General features: G+C 71.2%; 17 protein-coding genes. 10 read left to right on the forward strand and 7 right to left on the reverse strand.

Annotated elements, in window-relative coordinates; translation table 11 throughout:
* Positions 1 to 42 precede the first annotated feature (42 nt).
* The gene (locus tag ACTWQO_RS18395; protein WP_443238417.1) at positions 43 to 2508 is read right to left on the reverse strand and encodes a SpoIIE family protein phosphatase; all 2466 of its coding nucleotides are present in this window, start codon (positions 2506 to 2508) and stop codon (positions 43 to 45) included.
* A gap of 178 nt (positions 2509 to 2686) precedes the next feature.
* Between ACTWQO_RS18395 and ACTWQO_RS18400 the strand changes: the two genes are divergently transcribed.
* Both ACTWQO_RS18400 and ACTWQO_RS18405 read left to right on the forward strand, forming a co-directional pair.
* Positions 2687 to 4753 (forward strand): SpoIIE family protein phosphatase, encoded by a 2067-nt coding sequence (locus ACTWQO_RS18400; RefSeq protein ID WP_443238418.1) that lies wholly within the window; start codon positions 2687 to 2689, stop codon positions 4751 to 4753.
* 162 nt (positions 4754 to 4915) lie between these two features.
* Positions 4916 to 7087, forward strand: coding sequence for an MMPL family transporter (locus tag ACTWQO_RS18405; RefSeq protein WP_443238419.1), 2172 nt, complete (start codon positions 4916 to 4918; stop codon positions 7085 to 7087).
* A 137-nt stretch (positions 7088 to 7224) separates the two neighbouring features.
* On the opposite strand, the gene ACTWQO_RS18410 is transcribed toward ACTWQO_RS18405, so the two are convergent.
* The 5 genes from ACTWQO_RS18410 to glyA are packed head-to-tail and all read right to left on the reverse strand — an operon-like array spanning position 7225 to position 13479.
* Positions 7225 to 7845 carry a sarcosine oxidase subunit gamma gene (locus ACTWQO_RS18410; RefSeq protein ID WP_443238420.1) on the reverse strand — a complete coding sequence of 207 codons (621 nt, stop codon included), beginning with the start codon at positions 7843 to 7845 and terminating at the stop codon, positions 7225 to 7227.
* On the reverse strand, positions 7838 to 10654 hold the full coding sequence (locus ACTWQO_RS18415) for a sarcosine oxidase subunit alpha family protein (RefSeq protein WP_443238421.1): 2817 nt from the start codon (positions 10652 to 10654) through the stop codon (positions 7838 to 7840). Before ACTWQO_RS18415 ends, ACTWQO_RS18410 begins: the two co-directional genes overlap by 8 nt.
* Positions 10651 to 10947 carry a sarcosine oxidase subunit delta gene (locus tag ACTWQO_RS18420; protein WP_443238422.1) on the reverse strand — a complete coding sequence of 99 codons (297 nt, stop codon included), beginning with the start codon at positions 10945 to 10947 and terminating at the stop codon, positions 10651 to 10653. The genes ACTWQO_RS18415 and ACTWQO_RS18420 overlap by 4 nt, the downstream gene beginning before the upstream one ends.
* A gap of 10 nt (positions 10948 to 10957) precedes the next feature.
* Positions 10958 to 12178 (reverse strand): sarcosine oxidase subunit beta family protein, encoded by a 1221-nt coding sequence (locus ACTWQO_RS18425; RefSeq protein ID WP_443238423.1) that lies wholly within the window; start codon positions 12176 to 12178, stop codon positions 10958 to 10960.
* Complete coding sequence (glyA, locus tag ACTWQO_RS18430) at positions 12175 to 13479, reverse strand: serine hydroxymethyltransferase (protein WP_443238424.1); 1305 nt, start codon at positions 13477 to 13479, stop codon at positions 12175 to 12177. The genes ACTWQO_RS18425 and glyA overlap by 4 nt, the downstream gene beginning before the upstream one ends.
* A 95-nt stretch (positions 13480 to 13574) precedes the next feature.
* Here glyA and ACTWQO_RS18435 point away from each other — a divergent pair, with 95 nt between their 5' ends.
* The 8 genes from ACTWQO_RS18435 to ACTWQO_RS18470 all read left to right on the forward strand — a co-directional run bounded on the left by ACTWQO_RS18435 (position 13575) and on the right by ACTWQO_RS18470 (position 20278).
* Positions 13575 to 14240, forward strand: coding sequence for a GntR family transcriptional regulator (locus ACTWQO_RS18435; protein ID WP_443238425.1), 666 nt, complete (start codon positions 13575 to 13577; stop codon positions 14238 to 14240).
* Positions 14241 to 14444: 204 nt separating this feature from the next.
* A complete protein-coding gene (locus tag ACTWQO_RS18440; RefSeq protein ID WP_443238426.1) occupies positions 14445 to 14921 on the forward strand; it encodes a hypothetical protein in 477 nt (158 codons plus the stop codon).
* A 161-nt stretch (positions 14922 to 15082) separates the two neighbouring features.
* The gene (locus ACTWQO_RS18445) at positions 15083 to 16456 is read left to right on the forward strand and encodes an ATP-binding protein (protein WP_443238427.1); all 1374 of its coding nucleotides are present in this window, start codon (positions 15083 to 15085) and stop codon (positions 16454 to 16456) included.
* Positions 16453 to 16875 (forward strand): roadblock/LC7 domain-containing protein, encoded by a 423-nt coding sequence (locus ACTWQO_RS18450; protein WP_328442055.1) that lies wholly within the window; start codon positions 16453 to 16455, stop codon positions 16873 to 16875. The genes ACTWQO_RS18445 and ACTWQO_RS18450 overlap by 4 nt, the downstream gene beginning before the upstream one ends.
* The gene (locus ACTWQO_RS18455; RefSeq protein ID WP_443238428.1) at positions 16872 to 17234 is read left to right on the forward strand and encodes a DUF742 domain-containing protein; all 363 of its coding nucleotides are present in this window, start codon (positions 16872 to 16874) and stop codon (positions 17232 to 17234) included. Before ACTWQO_RS18450 ends, ACTWQO_RS18455 begins: the two co-directional genes overlap by 4 nt.
* A complete protein-coding gene (locus tag ACTWQO_RS18460; protein WP_443238429.1) occupies positions 17206 to 17814 on the forward strand; it encodes a GTP-binding protein in 609 nt (202 codons plus the stop codon). The genes ACTWQO_RS18455 and ACTWQO_RS18460 overlap by 29 nt, the downstream gene beginning before the upstream one ends.
* Entirely contained in the window at positions 17811 to 19049 is a 1239-nt protein-coding gene (locus ACTWQO_RS18465; RefSeq protein WP_443238430.1) for a cytochrome P450, read from the forward strand. The genes ACTWQO_RS18460 and ACTWQO_RS18465 overlap by 4 nt, the downstream gene beginning before the upstream one ends.
* Positions 19046 to 20278 carry a cytochrome P450 family protein gene (locus tag ACTWQO_RS18470; protein WP_443238431.1) on the forward strand — a complete coding sequence of 411 codons (1233 nt, stop codon included), beginning with the start codon at positions 19046 to 19048 and terminating at the stop codon, positions 20276 to 20278. The genes ACTWQO_RS18465 and ACTWQO_RS18470 overlap by 4 nt, the downstream gene beginning before the upstream one ends.
* Here ACTWQO_RS18470 and ACTWQO_RS18475 read toward each other — a convergent pair.
* Positions 20232 to 21404: a glycosyltransferase gene (locus ACTWQO_RS18475; protein ID WP_443238432.1), complete on the reverse strand. Its 1173-nt coding sequence runs from the start codon at positions 21402 to 21404 to the stop codon at positions 20232 to 20234. The two genes, ACTWQO_RS18470 and ACTWQO_RS18475, sit on opposite strands and share 47 nt — an antisense overlap.
* Between the last annotated feature and the right edge of the window lie 27 nt (positions 21405 to 21431).

Consider the following 21431-nt stretch of genomic DNA (forward strand, 5'->3'; position numbering starts at 1 on the left):
GCCACGTCCCGGTCCCGGCCGGGACGCGGCGGTCCGTGCTGTTCACGGGATCTCCTGCTCCGCCCAGATGATCTTCCCGTCGGCCGTGTACCGAGCGCCCCAGCGATGGGTGAGCTGGGCCACCAGGAACAGGCCACGGCCGCCTTCGTCCATGCTCCGGGCGTGTCTCAGTCGTGGGGCCGTGCTGCTGGCGTCGGCGACCTCGCAGGTGAGGCGGGTGTCACGGAGCAGTCGTAGCCGGATGGGCGGCGCGGCGTGGCGGATCGCGTTGGTGACCAGTTCACTCACGATGAGCTCGGTCGTCATGGCCAGGTCCGCCAGCCCCCACTCCTCCACCCGGCGGGTCGCCCGCGCTCGGATGTCGGCGACGGCGGCCGGGTCCGCCGGCACGTCCCACGAGGCGACATGGTCGGCGCCCAGGCCGTGCGTGCGCGCCAGGAGAAGGGCGATGTCGTCGGGTTGGGGCACGGGCACGAGTTCCCGCACCGCGGAGGCGCAGAGCGTGGTGAGGTCGGAGGCCGAACGGGCCAGCGCGTCGCCGAGCCGGGACATGCCCCGCTCCATGTCGCGGTCGGCACCCTCGACGAGCCCGTCCGTGTAGAGGCCGAGCAGGCTGTTCTCGGCGAGTTCGATCTCGGTGGCCTCGAACGCCAATCCGCCCAGACCGAGCGGAGGCCCGGCGGGCAGCTCGGGGAAGGAGACCTGGCCGTCGGGGGTGATGACGACCGGTGGTGGATGGCCGGCCCGGGCCATCGTGCAGCGCCTTCGCACCGGGTCGTAGACGGCGTACAGGCAGGTTGCCCCGAGGAAGGCGGTCGCGCTCTCTACGGCCGCCTCGTCGTCGGTCTTCGGCTCGCTCAGCCGGAGCACCAGGTCGTCGAGGTGCGCCAGCAGTTCGTCGGGAGGCATCTCCATGTCGGCGAGGGTCTGCACCGCGGTGCGCAGCCGGCCCATGGTCGCCGCCGCGGTGATGCCGTGCCCGACCACATCGCCGACGACGAGGGCGACGCGGCCCCCGGACAGCGGGATCACGTCGAACCAGTCGCCACCGACCCCGCCCGTCGGGTCGGCCGGCTGATAGAAGGAGGCCACCTCCAGCGCTGTTCCGCCCGTCAGGGCCTGGGGCAGCAGACTGCGCTGCAGCGCGACCGCCGCCGTGTGCTCGCGGGTGTAGCGGCGGGCGTTGTCGACGCAGAGCGCGGCCCGTGCCACCAGCTCCCGGGCCAGCAGGACGTCGTCGGGCTGGAACGAGACGGGATTGAGCGACCGTATGAACGTGGTCAGGCCCAGGGCGGTGTTCCGCGCGTGCATCGGCACGGAGATGAGGGAATGCAGTCCGAATTCGCGGATGCTCGCCGCTCTCGCGGGCTGCTCGGCGGCCCAGAGGTCGTCGGACGGGTCGAGGACCGGGATGAGGATCGGCTCGCCGTCGAGGAAGAGGCGCGCGTCGTGCGACGGGGGAAGGAAGTCCACCCTCTCCCCGACCCGCGCCACGGCCTCGGGGCAGCCCTCTCGCACCGAGCTCAGTCCGGCGCGTCGCATCGTCGGCGTGGCGGGTGCCGGTCCCGCGTCGGTCAGCCATGCCCCGTGCCCCTCGGTGCTGAGGACGGGCTCCAGAAGGTCGACGACGACGAAGTCCGCGAAGCGGGGAACGGCGAAGTCGGCCAGTTCCTGTGCCGTCCGCAGCACGTCGAGGGTGGTGCCGACGCGCGTTCCGGCCTCGTTGACCATCGACAGGAGCTGGCGGGCGTTCCATCGCTCGGTGACGTCCAGGACCATGTAGCAGACTCCGGTCACGGAGTTCTCGGCGTCCACCAAGGGGAAGAAGGACGTGGAGTAGGCGTGCTGGCGGTGGGGATCGGCCCAGCTCCATCCCACGTACTCGTAGTCGGTCACCGGCACGCCGGTCGTCAGCACCTTGCGCATCAGCCCCTCGATGGTCTCCGCCTGCAGGCCGGGCAGCAGCTCGCTCAGCCGGCGCCCCAGCCGCTGCTCCCGGGGCACGCCGCCGAAGCGTTCCAGCGTGTCGTTGAGCCAGACGTAGCGCAGCTCGGTGTCCATGACCGCCATACCGACCGGGGAGCGGGTCAGGAATCCGTCGAGGACGGACTGGCCGACCGTCCATTGCGGCCGCTGCTCCCGCGCCGAGAGCAGGAAACACTCGCCCTCGCCGATGCGAAAGCACGCGGAGACCCGCAGGTCGACGTCGAGGGACCGGCCGTCGCGGTGCCGTACGGGGATGAGGCCGCTCCACCCCATTCCGGCGCGGCAGCGGTCCGCGACGCCGGCGACACGTGTCGGATCCCCGGGCATCGCCAGCAGCCGCGCGGCGGAGCCGCCGACCACCTCCTGTGCCGGGTAGCCGAGGAGTTCTTCGGCACCCCGGGTCCAGCCGATCACCACGCCGTCGGCCGCCACGACCGCCGCGGCGTCGGTGGACGCGTCGAGCAGGTCGCGCGGCCCCGCCGGTGTCGGCTGCTCATCGGAACCATGTCGCGCAGAATCCATGGACTCACCCTCTACACGACTATGTTCCTGCGCGCCCGCCCGATGCGCACGGCCCCGGCCCAAGCCAGTGTTCGCCAACGCGGAGAGCCGGGGGCAGCATGGAAGTGCCGGTCGCTGGTACCCGGTATGGCCGGCACAGGTCGGTACGTCCTGCCGGCCGCTGGAGGAGGGCCGAGGGATGACAGCCGAACCCTTCCCGTCCGACGGTGACGAGTACCGCCCCGAGCCGCCCCGGCCGACCGGCCTGCTGGATGTCCTGAGCGTGGCGGCGGTGGTCGTCGACGCCGACGGGCGCATCGTGTTCTGGACCCCGCAGGCGGAGGAGCTCTTCGGCTACACCTCCGACGAGGCTCTCGGCACGTACGCGGCACGACTGTTCATCCACCCCGAACACCTCGAGGTCGTGGCGAAGCTGTTCTCGGACGTACTGGAGACCGGCCGGAGCTGGGCGGGCACCTTCCCCATCCGGCTCAAGGACGGCAGCACCCGTCTGACGGAGTTCCGCAACATGCGGCTGCTGGACGACCTCGGAGACGTCTACGCGCTGGGCATCGCGGCCGACCACAGCCTCCTCCAGCGCGTCGAGACCGATCTGGCCCTGTGCGAGCGGCTGATCAACCAGTCCCCGATCGGGCTGGCGCTCATGGACCCGGACCTGCGGTATCTCCTGGTCAACCCGGCGCTGGAGCGCATCGACGGCATTCCCGCCGAGGACCACATCGGCCGTACGCTGCGGGAGACCCTGCCGCTGCCCGACATCGACACGATCGAGTCCGCGCTGCGCCAGGTGCTCACCACGGGCACACCGCTGCTCGACCAGTACCACGTGGGCCGTCCCCCGGCCGATCCGGAGCACGAGCACGCCTGGTCCCTCTCGTTCTACCGGCTGGAGGACCCCGGCGGCCGGGTCCTGGGGGCAGCCACCTCGGTCGTCGACGTCACCGAACGGCACCGCGCGGCATCCGAGGCCGACCGGGCCCGGCGGCGCCTGGCCCTCATCGCCGACGCCTCGACGCGCGTCGGCACGAGTCTGGAGGTGGAGCAGACCGCCCGGGAACTGGCGGAGGTCGCCACGGGGGCGCTCGCGGACGTGGTCGCCGTGGACGTCCTCGACTCGGCCCTGGCCTGCCGGCGTATCCGCAGAACCGACAACAGCCCGGAGTACTTCCGCGCCCTCGCCCTGAAAGCGGCCCACCCGACGGTGGCCCTGCGCGCCGCCGACCCTCCCGGTGACCTCGCCGCCTACGACGGTGACCGGCTGGTCACCCTGTGCGTCCACACCGGGCGGCCGATTCTCGTCTCCCATGTCGGCGACCACGATCTGCCGCGCATCGCCCGCGACGCCGAAGCCGCCACGCTCCTGGCGCAGGCCGGCGTCCACTCCTATCTCGCGGTGCCGTTGACCGCCCACGGCGAGGTGCTCGGCGCGCTCGACCTCAAGCGCACCGGCAATCCGCTGCCCTTCGACGCCGACGATGTCGTCCTGGCCTGTGAGCTGGCCGGCCGTGCCGCCGTGGCGATCGACAACGCCCGCTGGTTCCAGAGCGTGCGCAACACAGCCCTCAACCTCCAGCGCAGCCTGCTGCCCGACCATCCGCCGCACCACACCGGTCTGGAACTCGCCTCCCGCTACCAGCCCGCCCAGGCCACCAGCGAGGTCGGCGGCGACTGGTACGACGTCATTCCCCTCAGCGACGACAAGACCGCCCTGGTCGTGGGCGATGTCATGGGCAACGGCATCGACGCCGCCGCCACCATGGGGCGACTGCGCACCGCCACCTGCGCCTACGCGGATCTCGACCTCGCTCCCGGCGCCGTGCTCCAGCACCTGGACAAGATCACCTGCGACCTGGAGCACTACATCGTGACCTGCCTCTACGCCGTGTACGACCCGCGGACCAGGCAGTGCCTCATCGCCAACGCGGGCCACATGCCACCGGCGCTGGCCGGCCCCGAACACGCCCCCACACTTCTCGATCTGCCCTCGGGAGCCCCGCTCGGGGTCGGCGGCATCCCCTTCGAGACCACCACGGTCGACCTGAGCCCCGGCGATCTGCTGGTCCTCTACACCGACGGCCTCGTCGAGACCCGCCACCACCCGATCGACGAACGCCTGAACGTCCTCCTCAGCTTCCTGGACGAACCACACCGCCCGCTCGAGGAGACGTGCGACCTCCTGCTCTACGGCCTGCGCACCTCCGACGACCACGACGACGTCGCCCTTCTGGTGGCTCGGGCCCTGTGATCGGACCCTCTTGACGTACTGAACCCCTTCGGTCACTACGATTGAGAGCCTCAGACAACCATTCGACCGGCTCGGTCGGTGCGGGGCCGGTCGAGGTCGCCGATGCCAGGGTCCGCTCCCCGGGCTGCGGTGATCTTCCTTCCAGGAGGAGGACCCTCCCGCATGTTCCGACGTATTGGCAGCGCAGTCGTCCGACATCCCGTCTGGACGATCGTGGCATGGCTGATCGCGGCAGTGGCCATCGTGGCCACCGCCCCGAGCCTGCCGTCCACCAGCGACGAGAGCAGTTTCCTGCCCAAGAGTTACGAGTCCATCAAAGCCGCAGACCTCCAGGAGAAGGCGTTCCCCAGCGCCTTCACCCCCTCCGCGATCGCGCTCTACCAGCGCACCGACGGCGGCAAGTTGACCGCCGCCGACCAGCAGGACGTCGCCCGGATCACCACCGAGCTGGGCAGGAAGAACATCGACCAGGTGCAGAAGGTCGTCCCCGGCCAGCCGTCCGAGGACGGCAGGTACGCCCTGACCCTGGTTCAGATGGACAGCAAGAACGCCGGCACGCCCAAACAGGCCGACGCGGCCGAGGTGTTGCGCGAGGACGTGAAACAACTCGCCCAGGGCACCGATCTGGACGTCAAGCTCGGCGGCTCCGCAGCACAGGCCCTGGACCAGCAGGACTCGTCCCAACGCGGCGAGGCGCTGATCGGCATCGGCACCTTCGTCATCATTCTGGTGACCCTGCTGATCATCTTCCGGGCGCCGATCCTCGCCGTACTCCCCCTGGTCCTGATCGGCGTGGTGGCCGCGATCGCCAACGGGCTGATCGCGTACGCCACCAAGCTGTTCGACCTGCAGGCCAACAGCTCGATCTCGTCGATCCTGATCGTCGTGCTCTTCGGCGTGGGCACGGACTACTTCCTCTTCCTGATGTTCCGTTACCGCGAACGCCTGCGCGCCGGTGACGAGTCCAAGCAGGCCATGGTCAACGCGGTGGCCCGGGTCGGCGAGGCCATCGCCTCGGCCGCCGGGGCGGTCATCATCGCCTTCCTGGCGCTGGTGCTGTCCACGCTGGGCTTCCTCAAACAGATGGGACCGGCGCTGGCCATCGCGGTGGCCGCCACCCTGGTCGCGGGCCTGACCCTGATCCCGGCCGTGGTCTCACTCATCGGGCCGAAGGTCTTCTGGCCCTCCAAGTCCTGGCAACGGGAGCCCGAGAACGCCCGTTTCGCCGCCCTCGGCCGGAGCGTGCAGCGCCGCCCCGCGCTGACCGCCGTGGTGTCCGGTCTCGTCCTGCTCGTGCTGTCGCTGGGCACGTTCGGCTACAAGGCGACGTTCGACCTGGCCTCGGGCTCCATGCCCAAGACCAAGGAGTCCATGGTCGTCCAGGACGAGATGCAGAAGGCGTACTCGGCCGGTGCCGCCGCGCCGACCGACGTCTACCTGTCCAGCACCGACGGCGAGCCACTCGACAAGGCCGCCTTCGACGCGTACGCCGAGAAGCTCGGTGCCGTGGACGGTGTCGCGAGTGCCCGTATGACGCAGGTGAACAAGGAGGGCACCACTGCGGACTTCACCGTCACGCTCCAGTACGAGGCGTCGACGGACAAGGCGATCGACGCGGTGGACCGCGTACGGGATGTCGCGCACTCCGACGCGCCCGAGGGCACCGAGGCTCTGGTCGGCGGAATGTCCTCGATCTACAAGGACATCGACACCGCGGTCAAGCACGACTACCGGACGGTCTTCCCCGTCGCCGCCGTGCTGATCATGGTCATCCTGGGGCTGCTGCTGCGCAGCGTGGTCGCTCCCTGGTATCTGATCGCGTCGGTGGGTCTCGGATTCGGCGCCACCCTGGGTGCGACGGTGTGGATCTTCCAGGACGGGGCGGGGCATTCGGGCCTGATGTTCATGCTCCCGGTGATCATGTATCTCTTCGTGGTCGCCATCGGCACCGACTACAACATCCTCATGATCGCCCGGCTCCGCGAGGAGGCACGCGAGGGCCGCGAACCGCGCGAGGCGGCCAGCATGGCGCTCAAGCATGCCGGTCCGACCGTGGCCGCCGCAGGCGTCATCCTCGCGGCGACCTTCGCCACGATGATGCTGGCGGGCAACTCCCTGCTCACGGAGATGGGTTTCGCCGTGTCCTTCGGCATCGCGATCGCCGCGTTCGTGATGGCGATGTTCTTCACCCCGAGCCTCACCGCGCTGATCGGCCACGCGGCGTGGTGGCCGGGACACGGGGACCGGGCGGAACCGGCAGCCGACGCGGGCACGGTCACCTCCGGTGCGGAACGGGAGGCGGCGGTGGACGATCCGGCGGGGCGCCGGCGCTAGGCACTCCGCGAGCATGGCCGTCGCTCGTCTGCGGGCCCGTCGTGGCTGGTCGCGCAGTTCCCCGCGCCCCTATGGGGCGCGGGGGTACCGCCGTCAGCGGAGCACCACCGTGCGCTACGTACTCGACCGGTGCCTCGTCAGGGCACCTCCGGGCTGTCGTACTCGCTCATCGCGTCGACGAGCCAGCGTGCCAGGTAGTCGGCGAACGAGGAGCGTGGGAACAGGCGGTACGTCGGTGTGTCGTCGACCTGCCAGAGCAGCACGGCGACGGGGCCCACCGTGGTCGACAGCGCCCGGCCGGGTCCGAAGGCCCGGGGATGCAGGTCCAGCGGGCAGCCCTTCTCCAGCACTTGGCGAGCGGCCGGGCCGGTCAGCTCCAGCGTGGTGCGGTTCGCCGAGACGTCCACGACCGAGCCCGGGGCCCCGTCGAGCGCCTCCGTCAACTCGGTGGCCAGGGCGGTCGCGTCGGCCTGGGACAGCACGAGCCACTCGTCGGGGCCGAGCCATACGGCCGTGTGGGGGCCGGCTGCGGTGGTGTCGCCGCACTGCCGCGGGAGCGGCACCCCCAGGGCCTTTTCGATGCGGTCGGCCGCTTCGGAAGCGGGGTCGACGCGCAGGTTCACCATGGTGAGGAAGGGCCACTCGGTCAGCGCGACAGCGCGGGTGCCGGTGACCGTGGCGGCGCGCATCCGCTCTTCCAGGTGGGCCAGGGGGCTGCGGCGCGGGCGCACCGGGCCGGACTCGGTCAGCTCAGCCATCTCGCTTGGTCCCTTCGGGGTCGTAGAGGACGAAGTCGGCCACCTCGACGGGCACCAGGTCCTCGCCCACCGGGGCGAGCAGGGTCTCGCCGATCCTCGCCCGCCCGTCGGCGACGAGGGCGAGGGCGAAGGGGCGGCCGAGGGCCGGGCTGTGGTAGCTGGAGGTGACGTGGCCGAGCATCGGCACGGGCACCGTCTCCAAGGGGACGTCCGGCGCGACGAGTTGGGTGCCTTCCGGCAGCCGGGTCGTGCGGTCGCTCGGCAGCAGGCCGACCAGTTGCTTGCGGTCGGTGCGGGAGGTGTCGGCGCGGGAGTAGGACCGCTTGCCGATGAAGTCCTTCTGCTTCGAGACGACCCAGGACATGCCCGCGTCCTGCGGGGTGACCGTGCCGTCGGTGTCCTGGCCGACGATGATGTAGCCCTTCTCGGCCCGCAGGACGTGCATGGTCTCGGTGCCGTACGGGGTGATGCCGTACGGCCGGCCGATCGCGTACACCTCCTCCCAGACCTCCAGGCCGTACCACGCGGAGACGTTGATCTCGTAGGCGAGTTCGCCGGAGAAGGAGATCCGGCAGATGCGGGCCGGGATGCCGGAGGCCAGGGTGGTCTCGCGGAAGGCCATGAACGGGAAGGCCTCGGCGGACAGGTCGACGTCGGGCGCGAGCCCCGCGACGACCTCGCGCGACTGCGGGCCGACGACGGCGATCGTCGCCCACTGCTCGGTCACCGAGGTGCAATAGACGTCGAGTTCGGGCCACTCGGTCTGCAGCCACTCCTCCAGCCAGTCCAGGACCCCGGCGGCACCGCCGGTCGTGGTGGTCATGAAGTAGCGGTTGTCGTCGAGGCGCAGGGTCACGCCGTCGTCGAAGATCATGCCGTCGGGCTTGCACATCACGCCGTAGCGGGCATGACCGGGCTTGAGCTTCTTGAAGGCGTTGGTGTAGACGCGGTTGAGGAACTCGCCCGCGTCCGCGCCCCAGATCTCGATCTTGCCGAGGGTGGAGGCGTCCATGAATGCCACGCCCTCACGGGCCGCACGGCATTCGCGGGCCACGGCCGTGTCCATGTCCTCGCCCGGCTGGGAGTAGTACCAGGGGCGCTTCCACTGACCGACGTCCTCGAACATCGCGCCTTGCGCCACGTGCCAGCCGTGGATGGAGGTGGTCCGCTCCGGATCGAACAACTCGCCGCGCTCACGCCCCGCCAGAGCGGCGAAGGCCACCGGCGCGTACGGCGCCCGGTAGGCCGTGGTGCCGATTTCGCCCAGTGAACCGCCCAGCACCTCGGCGATCACACCGATCGCGTTGACGCCGGACGTCTTGCCCTGGTCGTTGGCGGTGCCGAGCGAGGTGTAGCGCTTGACGTGCTCGACGCCGCGCATGCCGGCGCCGGTGGAGCGCCAGACGTCGGCGACGGTGACATCGCGCTGGAGGTCGACGAAGTGGGTGTCCCAGCTGTCGTCCGTGCCCGGCACGAGCCACAGGGCGCGCACCTCAGGACGCGCCTCCTCGTACGACGCCGTCGGCACCGGCACCGCGAATCCGGCTTCCGTCGCCGCCAGCGCACCGGCTCGCGCCCCCTCGGCCACGCATCCGTCGAGCGAGTACGTCCCGCGCGCCGCACCGACGACTTGCTGGTCCCGCACGTTCCCGTCGGGCACGAAGGCGACCAACTCGGAGTCCCAGCGCAGCCGCCCCTGGCGCTGGCTGTGCAGGTGCACCACCGGGCTCCAGCCGCCCGAGACGGCGAGCAGGTCACAGGCGAACGACTCGGCCACACCGGTGAGTTGGCCGTCCGCGTCAAGCTCCTGGACCGCGACCGAGGTGATCCGTCCCTCGCCCGCCGTGTCGACGACGGCGCTGCCCGTCAGGACCCGTACGCCGGTAGCCGCGGCGACCTCACTTGCCCGCTCGGACAGTTCGGGGCGTGCGTCCACCACAACGGTCACCGCGACACCTGCGGCGTGCAGGTCGGCGACCGTGTCGTAGGCACTGTCGTTGGTCGTGCTCACCACGACCCGGGAACCCGCCACCACGCCATACCGGTTGAGGTAGGTACGGACGGCACCGGCGAGCATCACCCCGGGCCGGTCGTTGCCCGCGAAGACCAGCGGACGCTCATGCGCGCCGGTCGCCAGAACGACCTGACGGGCGCGTATGTGCCACAGCCGCTGCCGTGAGACGCCGGCGGGGGCATCGGCTCCGAGATGGTCGGTGCGCCGTTGCAGCGCCAGCACGTAGTTGTCGTCGTACGACCCGAAAGCCGTGGTCCGATGCAGTACGACGGCCTCGGGTGCCGCGTCGAGGGCCGCGCGCATCGCAGTGGCCCCCTCCCAGTCACCGGACTCCGGCTGCTCGTCGACGAGGATCACGCGGGCACCGGAGCCGGAGGCAGCGGCGGCGGCAGCGAGCCCCGCCGGTCCGGCGCCGACGACCAGGACGTCCGTGTGGACGTACTTCTTGTCGTAGGCGGCGGGGTCAGGGGTCGGGTCCAGTCGGCCCATGCCGGACAGCGTGGTGGCGGACAGTCCGTCGTACAGCTCCACGGTCGTCGCCGTCAGCATGCCCTCGGAGCACGAACCGTCGATCTGCAACAGCGCGTTGGGCTCCTCGACACCCGCGGCGACGATGCCGCGCGGGCGGCTGCGGTAGAGCGAGGGGGCGACCTCGACGAGGCCGTTCGCCAGCATCGCGGAGGCGACGGTGTCGCCGGGGTGCCCGGTCAGCTCCCGTCCGTCGATGGTGAACCGCAGCACGGTGCCACGGTCGATGCGGCCTCCTTGCCGGAGCCGGAAGTGCTGGTCGGTCATCGGTTCCCTCCGGCCTGGGGCAGTGCGGGGCGCGGCTCGTCGAGCCGGTAGGAGGCGAGCACTTCGTAACTGGCGGTGTCCCGCAGGACGTTGAACCAGCGGCGGCAGCCGGTGCTGTGCATCCACCGCTCGGCGAAGGGACCCTTGGGGTTGTCGCGGTAGAAGACGTACTCGGCCCACTGTTCGTCGGTGAGCTCGGCGGGGGTCTCGGGGTAGGGGACGTGGGCCTGTCCCCCGTAGTGGTACTCGGTCTCGTCACGCGGACCGCACCATGGGCAGCTGATCAGCAGCACGGTGTTCTCCTCAGTGGGCCACGGCTGCGGCGCCGTGCTCGTCGATCAACGCGCCCGTGGTGAAGCGTTCGAGGGCGAAGGGGGCGTTCAGCGGATGGGATTCGCCGGTGGCGAGGGTGTGGGCGAAGGTCCAGCCGGCGGCCGGGGTGGCCTTGAAACCGCCGGTGCCCCAGCCGCAGTTGACGTAGAGGTTCTCCACGGGGGTGCTGCCGACGATCGGGGAGGCGTCCGGGCTGACGTCGACGATGCCGCCCCAGGTCCGCAGCACGTGGGCGCGGGCGAAGACGGGGAACAGCTCGACGGCGGCGGCCATCTGCTGCTCGATCACGTGGAAGGAGCCGCGCTGCCCGTAGCCGTTGTACGAGTCGACGCCCGCGCCCATCACCAGCTCGCCCTTGTGGGCCTGGGAGACGTACACGTGCACGTGGTTCGACATGACGACGGTGGGATGCACCGGCTCGTGCAGCTCGGAGACCAGCGCCTGCAGGGGGTGCGACTGCACCGGCAGCCGTACGCCCGCCCGCTCGGCCAGCACGCTGCTGTGCCCGGCGGCCGCGAGACCGACCCGCCCGGCGAGGATGCGGCCGCGGTTCGTCTCGACGCCCACGACCCGGTCGCCGTCCTTGAGGAAGCCGGTGACCTCACAGCCCTGGATCAGGTCCACGCCCAGCTCATCGGCACGGCGGGCCAGCGCCCAGGCGACGTGGTCGTGCTTGGCGATGCCGGCCCGCGGCTGGAAAGTGCCACCGAGGACCGGATACCGAGTGCGGGAGGAGACGTTGAGGATGGGGCAGACCTTGGCGATCTCATCCGGCTCCAGCCATTCGGCATCCACGCCGTTGAGGCGGTTGGCGCCCACGCGGCGCATGCCCTCGCGGACGTCCTGGAGGGTGTGCGCGAGGTTGAGGACGCCGCGCTGGCTGAACAGGAAGTCGTAGTCCAGCTCCTCGGGGAGCTGCTCCCACAGCTTGAGCGCGTGTTCGTAGATCGCCGCGCTCTCGTCCCACAGGTAGTTGGAACGGATGATCGTGGTGTTGCGGGCCATGTTGCCGCCCGCCAGCCAGCCCTTCTCCAGGACGGCGACGTTGGTGATGCCGTGGTTCTTGGCGAGGTAGTAGGCGGTGGCCAGACCGTGGCCGCCCCCGCCGACGATGACGACGTCGTACGAGGAGCGCGGCTCGGGGTTGCGCCAGAGGAAGTCCGGGTGCTCCGGCAGCGGCTCGGCGGTCATGCCGCGGCTCCGTTCAGGTGGGGGTAGAGGGGGAAGGCGGCGGCGAGCTTCTCGACGCGGGCGCGCAGTTCGTCGACGCGCTGTTCGCCCTTCAGGGCCTCGGCGATGATGTCGGCGACCTCCCGGAACTCCACCGCGCCGAAGCCGCGAGTGGCCAGGGCCGGGGTGCCGATCCGCAGGCCCGAGGAGACCATCGGCGGCCGCGGGTCGAAGGGCACCGCGTTGCGGTTGACGGTGATGCCGATGCGGTGCAGCCGGTCCTCGGCCTGCTGCCCGTCCAGCTCGGAGTTCCGCAGGTCGACGAGGACCAGATGGACCTCGGTACCGCCGGTCAGCACCGTGATTCCGGCCTCGGCGACATCGTCGGACAGCAGCCGTCCGGCGAGAATCTTTGCGCCCTTGAGCGTGCGCTGCTGGCGCTCGCGGAACTCCTCACCGGCGGCCACCTTGAAGGCCACCGCCTTCGCCGCGATGACGTGCTCCAGCGGGCCGCCCTGCTGGCCCGGGAAGACCGCGGAGTTGATCTTCTTGGCGAGGCCGGCGCGGCTGAGGATCACCCCGCCGCGCGGGCCGCCGAGGGTCTTGTGCGTGGTGGTCGTGACGACGTCGGCGTGCGGCACCGGGCTCGGGTGCAGGCCCGCGGCCACCAGACCGGCGAAGTGCGCCATGTCCACCAGCAGATACGCGCCCACCGCGTCGGCGATACGCCGGAACTCGGCGAAGTCCAGTTGGCGGGGGTAGGCCGACCAGCCGGCGACGATCATCTTCGGCCGGTGCGCGAGGGCGAGCTGCTCGACCTCGTCCATGTCGACGCGCATGTCCGACGTACGCACGTGGTACGGCACGACGTTGTAGAGCTTGCCGGAGTAGTTGAGGCGCATGCCGTGGGTCAGGTGCCCGCCGTGCGCGAGGTCGAGGCCGAGGATCGTGTCGCCGGGGTCCAGCAGCGCGAACATGGCCGCCGCGTTGGCCTGGGCGCCCGAGTGCGGCTGGACGTTGGCGGCCTCGGCGCCGAAGAGTTCCTTGACGCGGGCGATGGCCAACTGCTCGATGACGTCGACGTGTTCACAGCCGCCGTAGTAGCGCCGGCCGGGGTAGCCCTCGGCGTACTTGTTGGTCAGGACCGAGCCCTGGGCCTCCATGACGGCGGCCGGGGCGAAGTTCTCCGAGGCGATCATCTCGAGGGTCGACTGCTGGCGGTGCAGCTCGGCGTCCACCGCGGCGGCGACATCCGGGTCGAGTGCGCTGAGCGGGAGGGAGAGGGGGGAGGTGACCGTGGTGATCGACGGGTTCGTTGCCATCTGCGCACCGTCCTGGGAGTCAACTAAAGAGCAACTGATATATCAGCCTGTGCGGTAAGGTATGGGAGTTCGCCGGACAGGTCAAGGGGGCATTCATGCAGCAGCTGGCGGCCGAGCCCAGCGGCGAGGAGCTGTCCCTCGCCGAACGCGCCTACCGCGCCATCCGCGACCGGCTCGTGATGCTGGAGATCCGCCCGGGCGCGCCGATCAACGAGGACCAGCTGGGTCAGTCCCTCGGCGTCGGACGGACGCCGGTGCGCGAGGCGCTCAAGCGGCTGCAGTACGAGCGCCTGATCACGACCTACCCCCGGCGCGGCACCTTCGCCACCGACGTCAACATCACCGACCTCGCGCATATCTCCGAGGTCCGCCAGGAGCTGGAGCCCCTGGCCGCCGCGCAGGCCGCGCGGCGGGCCACGGCCGCGGACCGGGCGACCCTGACGGCCGTACTGCGGGAACTGGAGAGCGTGGATCCCGGGCGGCAGGACGCCGCCGAGCTGATGCGCCTGGACCTTCAGGTGCACCGCGCCATCTACGCCGCCACGCACAACCCGTACCTGGAGGACACCCTCGTCCGCCACGACAACCTGGCCACCCGCATCTGGTGCCTGTTCATCGACCGTCTGCCCGACATGGCCGGCCATGTCGAGGAGCACGGACCACTGATCGAGTCGATCGTCGCCGGCGACCCCGACAAGGCGTCAGAGCTGGCCCGCAGTCACGTAGTGGGCTTCGAACGGGCCATTCGCGACGCCATCTGACTTTTGGCGCCGCCAACTCGACACCCGCCGTGGCGCGGGCGTCCGGCGACCCGCCTTCGGGACAGGACATGCCGCGCCACCCCTTCCGCCGCATAGAAATATCTACGAGCATGCATATGCCCGGCTGGTGTGCCGCCGAAGGCTGCCGGCCGGTACGGCCCTCCGCGCAGCGCGGGGCCGAGCGGACAGCACCCGGAGCGCGACATGAACGACACGATGTGGACGCATGGTGTGGAGTGGCTCGCCGCCGCCTCCCCCGACCCCCGGGCCTGCAAGCGAGCATGGGACCGGGGTGAAGGCATCGCGCTCCTCGAAGCGGGCCGTTTCTGGGACTTGCTCAGCGTGCCCGACCGGCTGGGCCTGCTCACTCTGGACCTGCTGTGGCAGCCGTCGCTGCCCACGCCGGGCCCGACACTCGTGGACACCGCGGCCCACCGGATCGGTTTCCTCGTCCCGCCGGACCCCGGCAGCCGGTGGATCGGCGACGGGCTGCGCTATGCGAGCAAGGGCTCCTGGGTGGCCACGCCACCGCCCTACCGCGCCGCCCGCTTCCTCGAGTGGCTCATCCCACCCGACGGAACCGGCGCACTGCACCGCCCTGTGACGCTCGAAGTGGCGCTGCGCCAGGCCAACGGGACGCTCGCCATGCTCGAACCGTTGCGCGGCGACAGGACGGCGTAGTCCGACCGCCGGATGAGATACGAACAGAAAACGGTCCCTTTCGGATCGATGTTTCCATCGACCGTGCGAGACCGGTCGATGACGGTGTGTACTGTCCAACGAGTGCCTCGGCCACGGGCCTCGGACCCTCCCCTGCCCGACTTCGCATGGAAACCGATTCGATGATCGAACTACCGGACCTGGTGGCCGGCGGTCTCGCCGTCGGCACACTGTCCGCGCTCGCCCTCCTCGGCGGGCTGCTGCGATCCCGGCGTCAACAGGCCACGCAGCGTGAGGAGATCGCCCGCTTACGTGCCCAACTCGACGGCGCTCCGCTGGCGTTCACCACCGAGGTCGAGCATCTCGCGGCTCGCCGCGTGCCGGCCGCCGCACGGCAACTGGCGCATCCGCACGTCGTGGTGCCGGGGCCGCTGAATCCGCGGAACGCCGGTACGCCGCTCGGTGTCGCGATGGAGCACGTCCTGAAGGGGCTGCGCACCGAGCTGGCGGCGCAGCGCACCCGGATCGACGCGGCGGCGCAGGCCGGGATGCGCGGCGCCACGCGGGAGATCCAGGCGGGCCTGTACCGGCTCCAGGACGCCCTGCGGGGGCTGCAACAGCGGTATGACGACCCGGAGTTGGCGCAGACGCTGTTCCAACTGGACCACGAGAACGAGCAGTCGCTGCGGCGGGCTCAGGTGGCCGCGGTCGTGTGCGGGGCCTGGGTCGGGCTGGCCCGCGAGGAGTCGCACCTGGTGGAGGCGGTGACGGGCGGTCAGGCCCGGCTGGCGGGCTATCACCGGGTCCGGGTCCACAACCACCTGGAGGCGGGCACCGCCCTGGTGTCCCACGCGGTCGAGCCGGTCGCCATCATCGTCGCCGAACTCCTCGACAACGCCCTGCGCCACTCCGCGCCCGACACCGACGTCACGGTCAACCTGGAGCACGTCCATCACGGCGTCTGCGTCACCATCGACGACGCCGGTCTCGGCATGACGCAGGACGAACGGGCCCGCGCCCAGCGGATGGTGGCCGGTACCGAGCCGATCCTGCTCACCGACCTCGGTGACCCGCCGCGCATGGGACTCGCCGCGATCGGCCGGCTGACCCGGCAGTTCGATCTGAGCGTGGACCTCTCCTCGCCCTCCCCGTACGGCGGGGTACGCGCGGTGCTGCTCGTCGACAGCCACCTGCTCACCCGTATCGACCCCGCCGAACAGCCGCCGGCGGCCAGCGCCCCGCGCTCGACGCGCAAGAGCGTGCCCGCCGCCGTCCACAGTTACGGGAGTGAGCAGGACGAGGAAGCCGCCGGGTCCGGGCACCACAGCCCGCGGGACGGCGGAGGCCTGCCGCAGCGCAGACGCCGTACCCGGGCCGCCGCCGCACCGGCCGAACCCGAGCCGCGGCCTCCCGCACGGCGCCCGGAGGACGCCGCCGCGGCGCTCGGCGCGCTGCAGTCCGGCACCGCCGCCGCACGTGCGCGGGACGACGACGCCGTACCCACCATGAAGCACGAGACCGAACAGACCGACCACGAGGGGGGAGCGGCGCGATGACCAGCCGCGATGCAGGCGAGACGGCGTGGGTGCTGGAGCCGATCCTCCAGGTACCGCATGTCGTGGCCGCCGTCCTGCTGACGCGGGACGGGCTGGTGAAGGGGTACACGGACGCGCTGGCGCAGCCGTCGGCCGAGCGGGTGGCCGCCATCACCAGCACCGTGCAGGGGGCGTGCCGGACGGCCGCGGCGGCGTTCGCCGACCGGGACCAGGCGGAGGTACGGCAGGTCGTCATCGAGTCGGACCACGGCTATGTCCTCATCGTCCCGACGGATCACGGCACGTGCGTCGCCGCGTACGGGGACGGCGAGGTACGCCTCGATCTGCTCGCGCACCGTGTCCACTCGCAGGTGGCGCGGCTGGGCGAGAAGGCGATGGCGGCCGCGCCCCGAGGAACCGACGGCGACACGCCCGTATGACCCGCCGGCGTGGCGGCCGTCCCCTCGTACCCGCGTATCTGTCGACCGGCGGCGTGGCCCGGCCGAGCCGCCCCCAGTTGGAGCGGCTGACGGTGCTCACCGGCACCGGAGCACCCGCGCCCGCGGACCTGCCCGCCGCTCAACTGGCCCTGCTGGACGCCCTGGACGGCGGATCGCTGACCGTGGTGGAGGCCGCGGCCCTGCTGGAGCTGCCGGTGTCCGCGGTGCGGGTGCTGGCCGCCGATCTCGTCGACCGGGGCCTGGCGCTGGCCCGCCCGCCGATCCCGCCCGCCGAACGGTTCGCCCCCGACCTGCTGAAGAGAGTGGCCGATGGCCTCCGCGCCCTCAAGCACGACTAGCCACGCCCATTTGCCCGAGACCGCCCGCGACTTGGTGAAGATCCTCGTCGCCGGGCCCTTCGGGGTGGGCAAGACGACCCTGATCGACTCCGTCTCCGAGATCCGGCCGCTGCACACCGAGGAGCCGCTCAGCGAGGCATCCGCGCAGACGGACGATCTCGCCGGGGTGCGGGAGAAGTCGACGACGACCGTCGCCATCGACTTCGGGCGGATCAGCCTGCCGGACGGCATCGTGCTCTATCTCTTCGGCACGCCGGGGCAGGAGCGGTTCCGCTCGCTGTGGGACGACATCGCCTACGGGGCGCTCGGCGCGCTCGTCCTGGTGGACAGCCGTCGGATCGACGCGTCGTTCGACGTGCTCGGCCTGGTGGAGGAGACCGGGCTGCCGTACGCGGTCGCCTTCAACGCCTTCCCCGACGCGCCCCGCCATTACACCGACGAACAGCTGCGCGCCGCCCTCGACTTGGAGCCGACGACCCCGATGGTCGTGTGCGACGCGCGGGACGCGGACTCCTCGATCGACGCGCTGCTCGCGCTGGTCCAGCACCTGATCGACCGCCACCCCCCGGAGCCCCGGTGACCACTTATCCCCCCGCACAGCAGGCCTTCTCCCTCTCCACGCCGGTACGGCTGTGGGAGGACGGATTCGCGCTGGATCCGTACGGCTACTACGACGCCCTGCGCGCCCAGGGCCCGGTCGGCTGGGCCGAACTCGCCCCGGGTGTACCGGCGTACGTCGTCACCGACCGGCGGGCCGCGCTGGAGTTGCTGCACGACACGGACACGTTCTCGCACGATCCGCGGCCGTGGGAGGCCACGGTCGCCGACGACTCACCGGTGCTCGGCATGATGCGTTGGCGGCCCAACTCCCTGTTCGCGGACGGGGCCGCCCACCTCCGCTACCGCACCGCACTGATCGACACTTTCGACGGCATCGAGCCGCACGACCTGCGCGCCCGTGTCCACCGGGCGGTGCATGTGCTGGTGAGTCGGTTCGGGCCGCAGGGTGAGGCGGACCTGGTCGGCGAGTTCGCGCGGCCGTTGATGGCTCTGGTGTTCAACAGTCTCTTCGGACTCCCGGACAGTCAGAGTGACCGGCTCGACGCGGCGCTTGGCCGGATGATGGAGGGCGGCGCGGAAGCGGCGCAGGGCGAGGCGGAGTTCGGCGGCTACGTCATGGAGCTGATCGCCGCCAAGACCGAGCAGCGCGGCGACGATCTGCCGAGCCGGCTCCTCGACCATCCGGCCGGGCTCACTCCGGAGGAGGTCACCTGGCAGGTGTTCCTCACCCTCGGTGCCGGGCACGAGCCGACGGCGAACCTGGTGTCCAACGCGCTGTCCCGGATCCTCGGCAACCCGCTCTACTACTCGACGCTGACCAGCGGTTCCCGTCCCGTGACGGACGCGGTGGTGGAGGTGCTGCACCACGAGACGCCCCTGGCCAACTACGGCATCCACTACGCCCGCAGGGCCGTGACCTTCCACGGGGCGTGGATCAGGGCCGCGGTGCCGGTCGTGATCTCGTACGGGGCGCTCGCGCACTTCGCCGAGCAGGAGTTCACCGACGGCCGCCACCCCCAGGACGCCTCGCATCTGTCCTGGTCGGCGGGCCCGCACGCCTGCCCCGTCAAGCAGCACACGCTTCTCATCGCCACCGAGGCGATCGAACGGCTCACCCAGTGGCTGCCCGATCTGCGGCCGGTCCTGCCGCGCGAGCGACTGAGCTGGCGGCCCGGACCCTTCCACCGCTCGCTGACCTCGCTGCCCGTCCGGTTCAGCCCCCGCTCCCCCGACCAGCCAGGAGATCCGTCGTGACCGTCACCGACCGCATCGCTCTCGACCCGTTCGGCGCCGACATCCCCGCCGAGAGCGCCCGGCTGCGCGCCCTCGGCCCGATCGTGCCCGTGGAGCTGCCGGGCGGTATCCCGGCCTGGGCGCCCACCGGCTACGACACGCTCAAGGAACTGATCCTCGACCCGCAGGTCAGCCGGGATCCCCGGCTGCACTGGAAGTTGTGGCCGGAGATCGGCGAACACCCCTCCTGGGGCTGGGTCCTGGGCTGGGTGGGCGTGGTCAACATGCTCTCGACGTACGGTGCCGACCACGCGCGCCTGCGCAAGCTGGTCTCGCCGAGCTTCACGCACCGGCGCACCGAGGCGATGCGCCCGCGGGTGGAGGCGATCACGGCGGAGCTGCTCGACGGCCTTGCGCAAGCGGGCGCGGACGGCTCCGTGGTCGACCTGAAGGCGGGGCTGGCGCACCCGCTGCCCATGCGCATGATCTGCGAACTGTTCGGAGTTCCCGACGAGTTGAGGGACGCGACCGGCACGCTGATCGCGGCCATCATGGACACGTCCGACCCGAGCCCGGAACACGCCGCGTTCGTTCAGCAGCAGATCGGCACCGTGCTGCCCGCGCTGATCGCCCACCGCACCGCACACCCCGGGGACGACCTCACCACCGAACTGATCCGGGTGCGGGACGAGGACGGCGACCGGCTCAGCGACGAAGAGCTGCTCTACACGCTGCTGCTGGTCATCGGCGCCGGCTTCGAGACGACCGTCAACCTCATCGGCAACGCGGTCGTCGCCCTGCTGACGCACCCCGAGCAGCTGGCCGCCGTACGGTCCGGGAAGCTCGGCTGGGAGGCGGTCGTCGAGGAGACGCTGCGGGTCCACCCCTCCATCGCCTCGCTGCCGTTGCGGTTCGCCGTCACGGACCTGACCGTCGGCGATGTCACCATCCCCGCCGGCGACGCCATCATCACGACGTACGCCGCGGCCGGGCTCGATCCCGCGCACTACGGTCCCGACGCCGGCACCTTCGACGCCGGGCGTGGAGCCGACGATCATCTGGCCTTCGGGATCGGTGTGCACCGGTGCATCGGCGCCCCCCTCGCCCGCATGGAGGCCCTCACCGCCCTGCCCGCGGTCTTCGCCCGCTTCCCCGGGCTGGAGCTGACCGTGGACGAGGACGCGTTGCGGCAGGTGCCGTCCTTCATCGCGTTCGGCTGGCAGGAGATTCCGGTACGGCTGGGCGGGTGAGCCGGCTGCTCCGGGACCCTGCCGACTCCGCCACCCACTTCTCCAGCCACCCTACGAACTCGCCCGCGCGCGCGGGACAGTTGAGGTCGGTGAGGGCCGCGTCGCGCCCCCGCAGCGCGGCGCGCAGCCGCAGTTCGGCATCGCCGCTCAGGCGCCGTATCGCGGCCGCGGCCGCTGCCGGGTCCTCGTAGGGGACGACGAGGCCGCAGTCGTGGCCCCGGACGAGTTCGGCGGCGAGCGGGGTCGGCGTGGTGACGACGGGGACGCCGTGAGCCATGTACTCGACGACCTTGGTGGGGCGTGAGTGGCGGTAGTTGGGCTGGTCGTGCAGGAGGGAGAGGCCGGCCGTGGCGCCGGACAGCAGGGCGAGGGCGCGGTCGTTGGGCAGGAAGTCGTGCCAGCGCAGGACACCGTCGCGGTCGGCCTCGGCGAGCGCGTCGCGTACGTCGGGATCCGCCGCGCCGATCACATCGATACGGAACGACGGGCCGAGCAGCCGGGCCGTCTCGATCAGGTCCAGCGCGCCGCGGGCCTGTGACAGATGCCCCACGTAGACGACCCGGTCGTCGCCGGGCGGAGCCGGCACAGCCGTCGGAACGACGGCGAGGTTCGGCACGACCGGATGGAAGCGGCGAAAGCGCGCCTGGTAGGCGTCCTCGGCGAGCAGCAGGCGCAGCCGGCGCTCCGCCAGGCCTTCCGCCGCGCGCACCGCGAGGCGCAGGGGCGGGCGCAACGGCCCCGGCACCCAGCCCTTCATGGCAAGTGCCGCCGCCGTGTCCTCGTGCACGTCCCACACCGTCACCGGGGAGCGGCCGGTGCGCTGCCACCGGCGCAGGGTGCCGGGGAGGGCCAGCAGCAGTTCGGGGTCGTGCAGCAGCACCAGATCCACTTCGGGCCCGCGTTCGGCGAGCAGGGCGCGGGCCGCACGCACTGCCGCGCGGCGGCTGCGGCCCGCCGCCCGCGGCAGGTCCACACCCTCGACGTACGGCCGCGGCGCCACTGAGCGGGCAGTGAAGGGGGCCGCGTAGACGATCTCGTGGCCGCGATCCCTCAGGGCCGCTATCTCCCGGTGCAGGATGCGGGCGTCCTCGGGGTGGTGCACGACGGTGACGACGAGTATCCGCATAGGGGCGCCTTTCAACTCCGTGGGACG

Origin of the sequence: Streptomyces sp. 4N124 (genome assembly GCF_052245395.1) — a bacterium.
Taxonomy (GTDB): domain Bacteria; phylum Actinomycetota; class Actinomycetes; order Streptomycetales; family Streptomycetaceae; genus Streptomyces.

Excerpts from the sequence above, each read along its gene's own strand:
- ACTWQO_RS18395 (WP_443238417.1), bottom strand. The coding sequence starts at position 2,508 with ATGGATTCTGCGCGACATGGTTCCGATGAGCAGCCGACACCGGCGGGG.
- ACTWQO_RS18400 (WP_443238418.1), top strand. The coding sequence starts at position 2,687 with ATGACAGCCGAACCCTTCCCGTCCGACGGTGACGAGTACCGCCCCGAG.
- ACTWQO_RS18405 (WP_443238419.1), top strand. The coding sequence starts at position 4,916 with ATGTTCCGACGTATTGGCAGCGCAGTCGTCCGACATCCCGTCTGGACG.
- ACTWQO_RS18410 (WP_443238420.1), bottom strand. The coding sequence starts at position 7,845 with ATGGCTGAGCTGACCGAGTCCGGCCCGGTGCGCCCGCGCCGCAGCCCC.
- ACTWQO_RS18415 (WP_443238421.1), bottom strand. The coding sequence starts at position 10,654 with ATGACCGACCAGCACTTCCGGCTCCGGCAAGGAGGCCGCATCGACCGT.
- ACTWQO_RS18425 (WP_443238423.1), bottom strand. The coding sequence starts at position 12,178 with ATGACCGCCGAGCCGCTGCCGGAGCACCCGGACTTCCTCTGGCGCAAC.
- glyA (WP_443238424.1), bottom strand. The coding sequence starts at position 13,479 with ATGGCAACGAACCCGTCGATCACCACGGTCACCTCCCCCCTCTCCCTC.
- ACTWQO_RS18435 (WP_443238425.1), top strand. The coding sequence starts at position 13,575 with ATGCAGCAGCTGGCGGCCGAGCCCAGCGGCGAGGAGCTGTCCCTCGCC.
- ACTWQO_RS18440 (WP_443238426.1), top strand. The coding sequence starts at position 14,445 with ATGAACGACACGATGTGGACGCATGGTGTGGAGTGGCTCGCCGCCGCC.
- ACTWQO_RS18445 (WP_443238427.1), top strand. The coding sequence starts at position 15,083 with ATGATCGAACTACCGGACCTGGTGGCCGGCGGTCTCGCCGTCGGCACA.
- ACTWQO_RS18450 (WP_328442055.1), top strand. The coding sequence starts at position 16,453 with ATGACCAGCCGCGATGCAGGCGAGACGGCGTGGGTGCTGGAGCCGATC.
- ACTWQO_RS18455 (WP_443238428.1), top strand. The coding sequence starts at position 16,872 with ATGACCCGCCGGCGTGGCGGCCGTCCCCTCGTACCCGCGTATCTGTCG.
- ACTWQO_RS18460 (WP_443238429.1), top strand. The coding sequence starts at position 17,206 with ATGGCCTCCGCGCCCTCAAGCACGACTAGCCACGCCCATTTGCCCGAG.
- ACTWQO_RS18475 (WP_443238432.1), bottom strand. The coding sequence starts at position 21,404 with ATGCGGATACTCGTCGTCACCGTCGTGCACCACCCCGAGGACGCCCGC.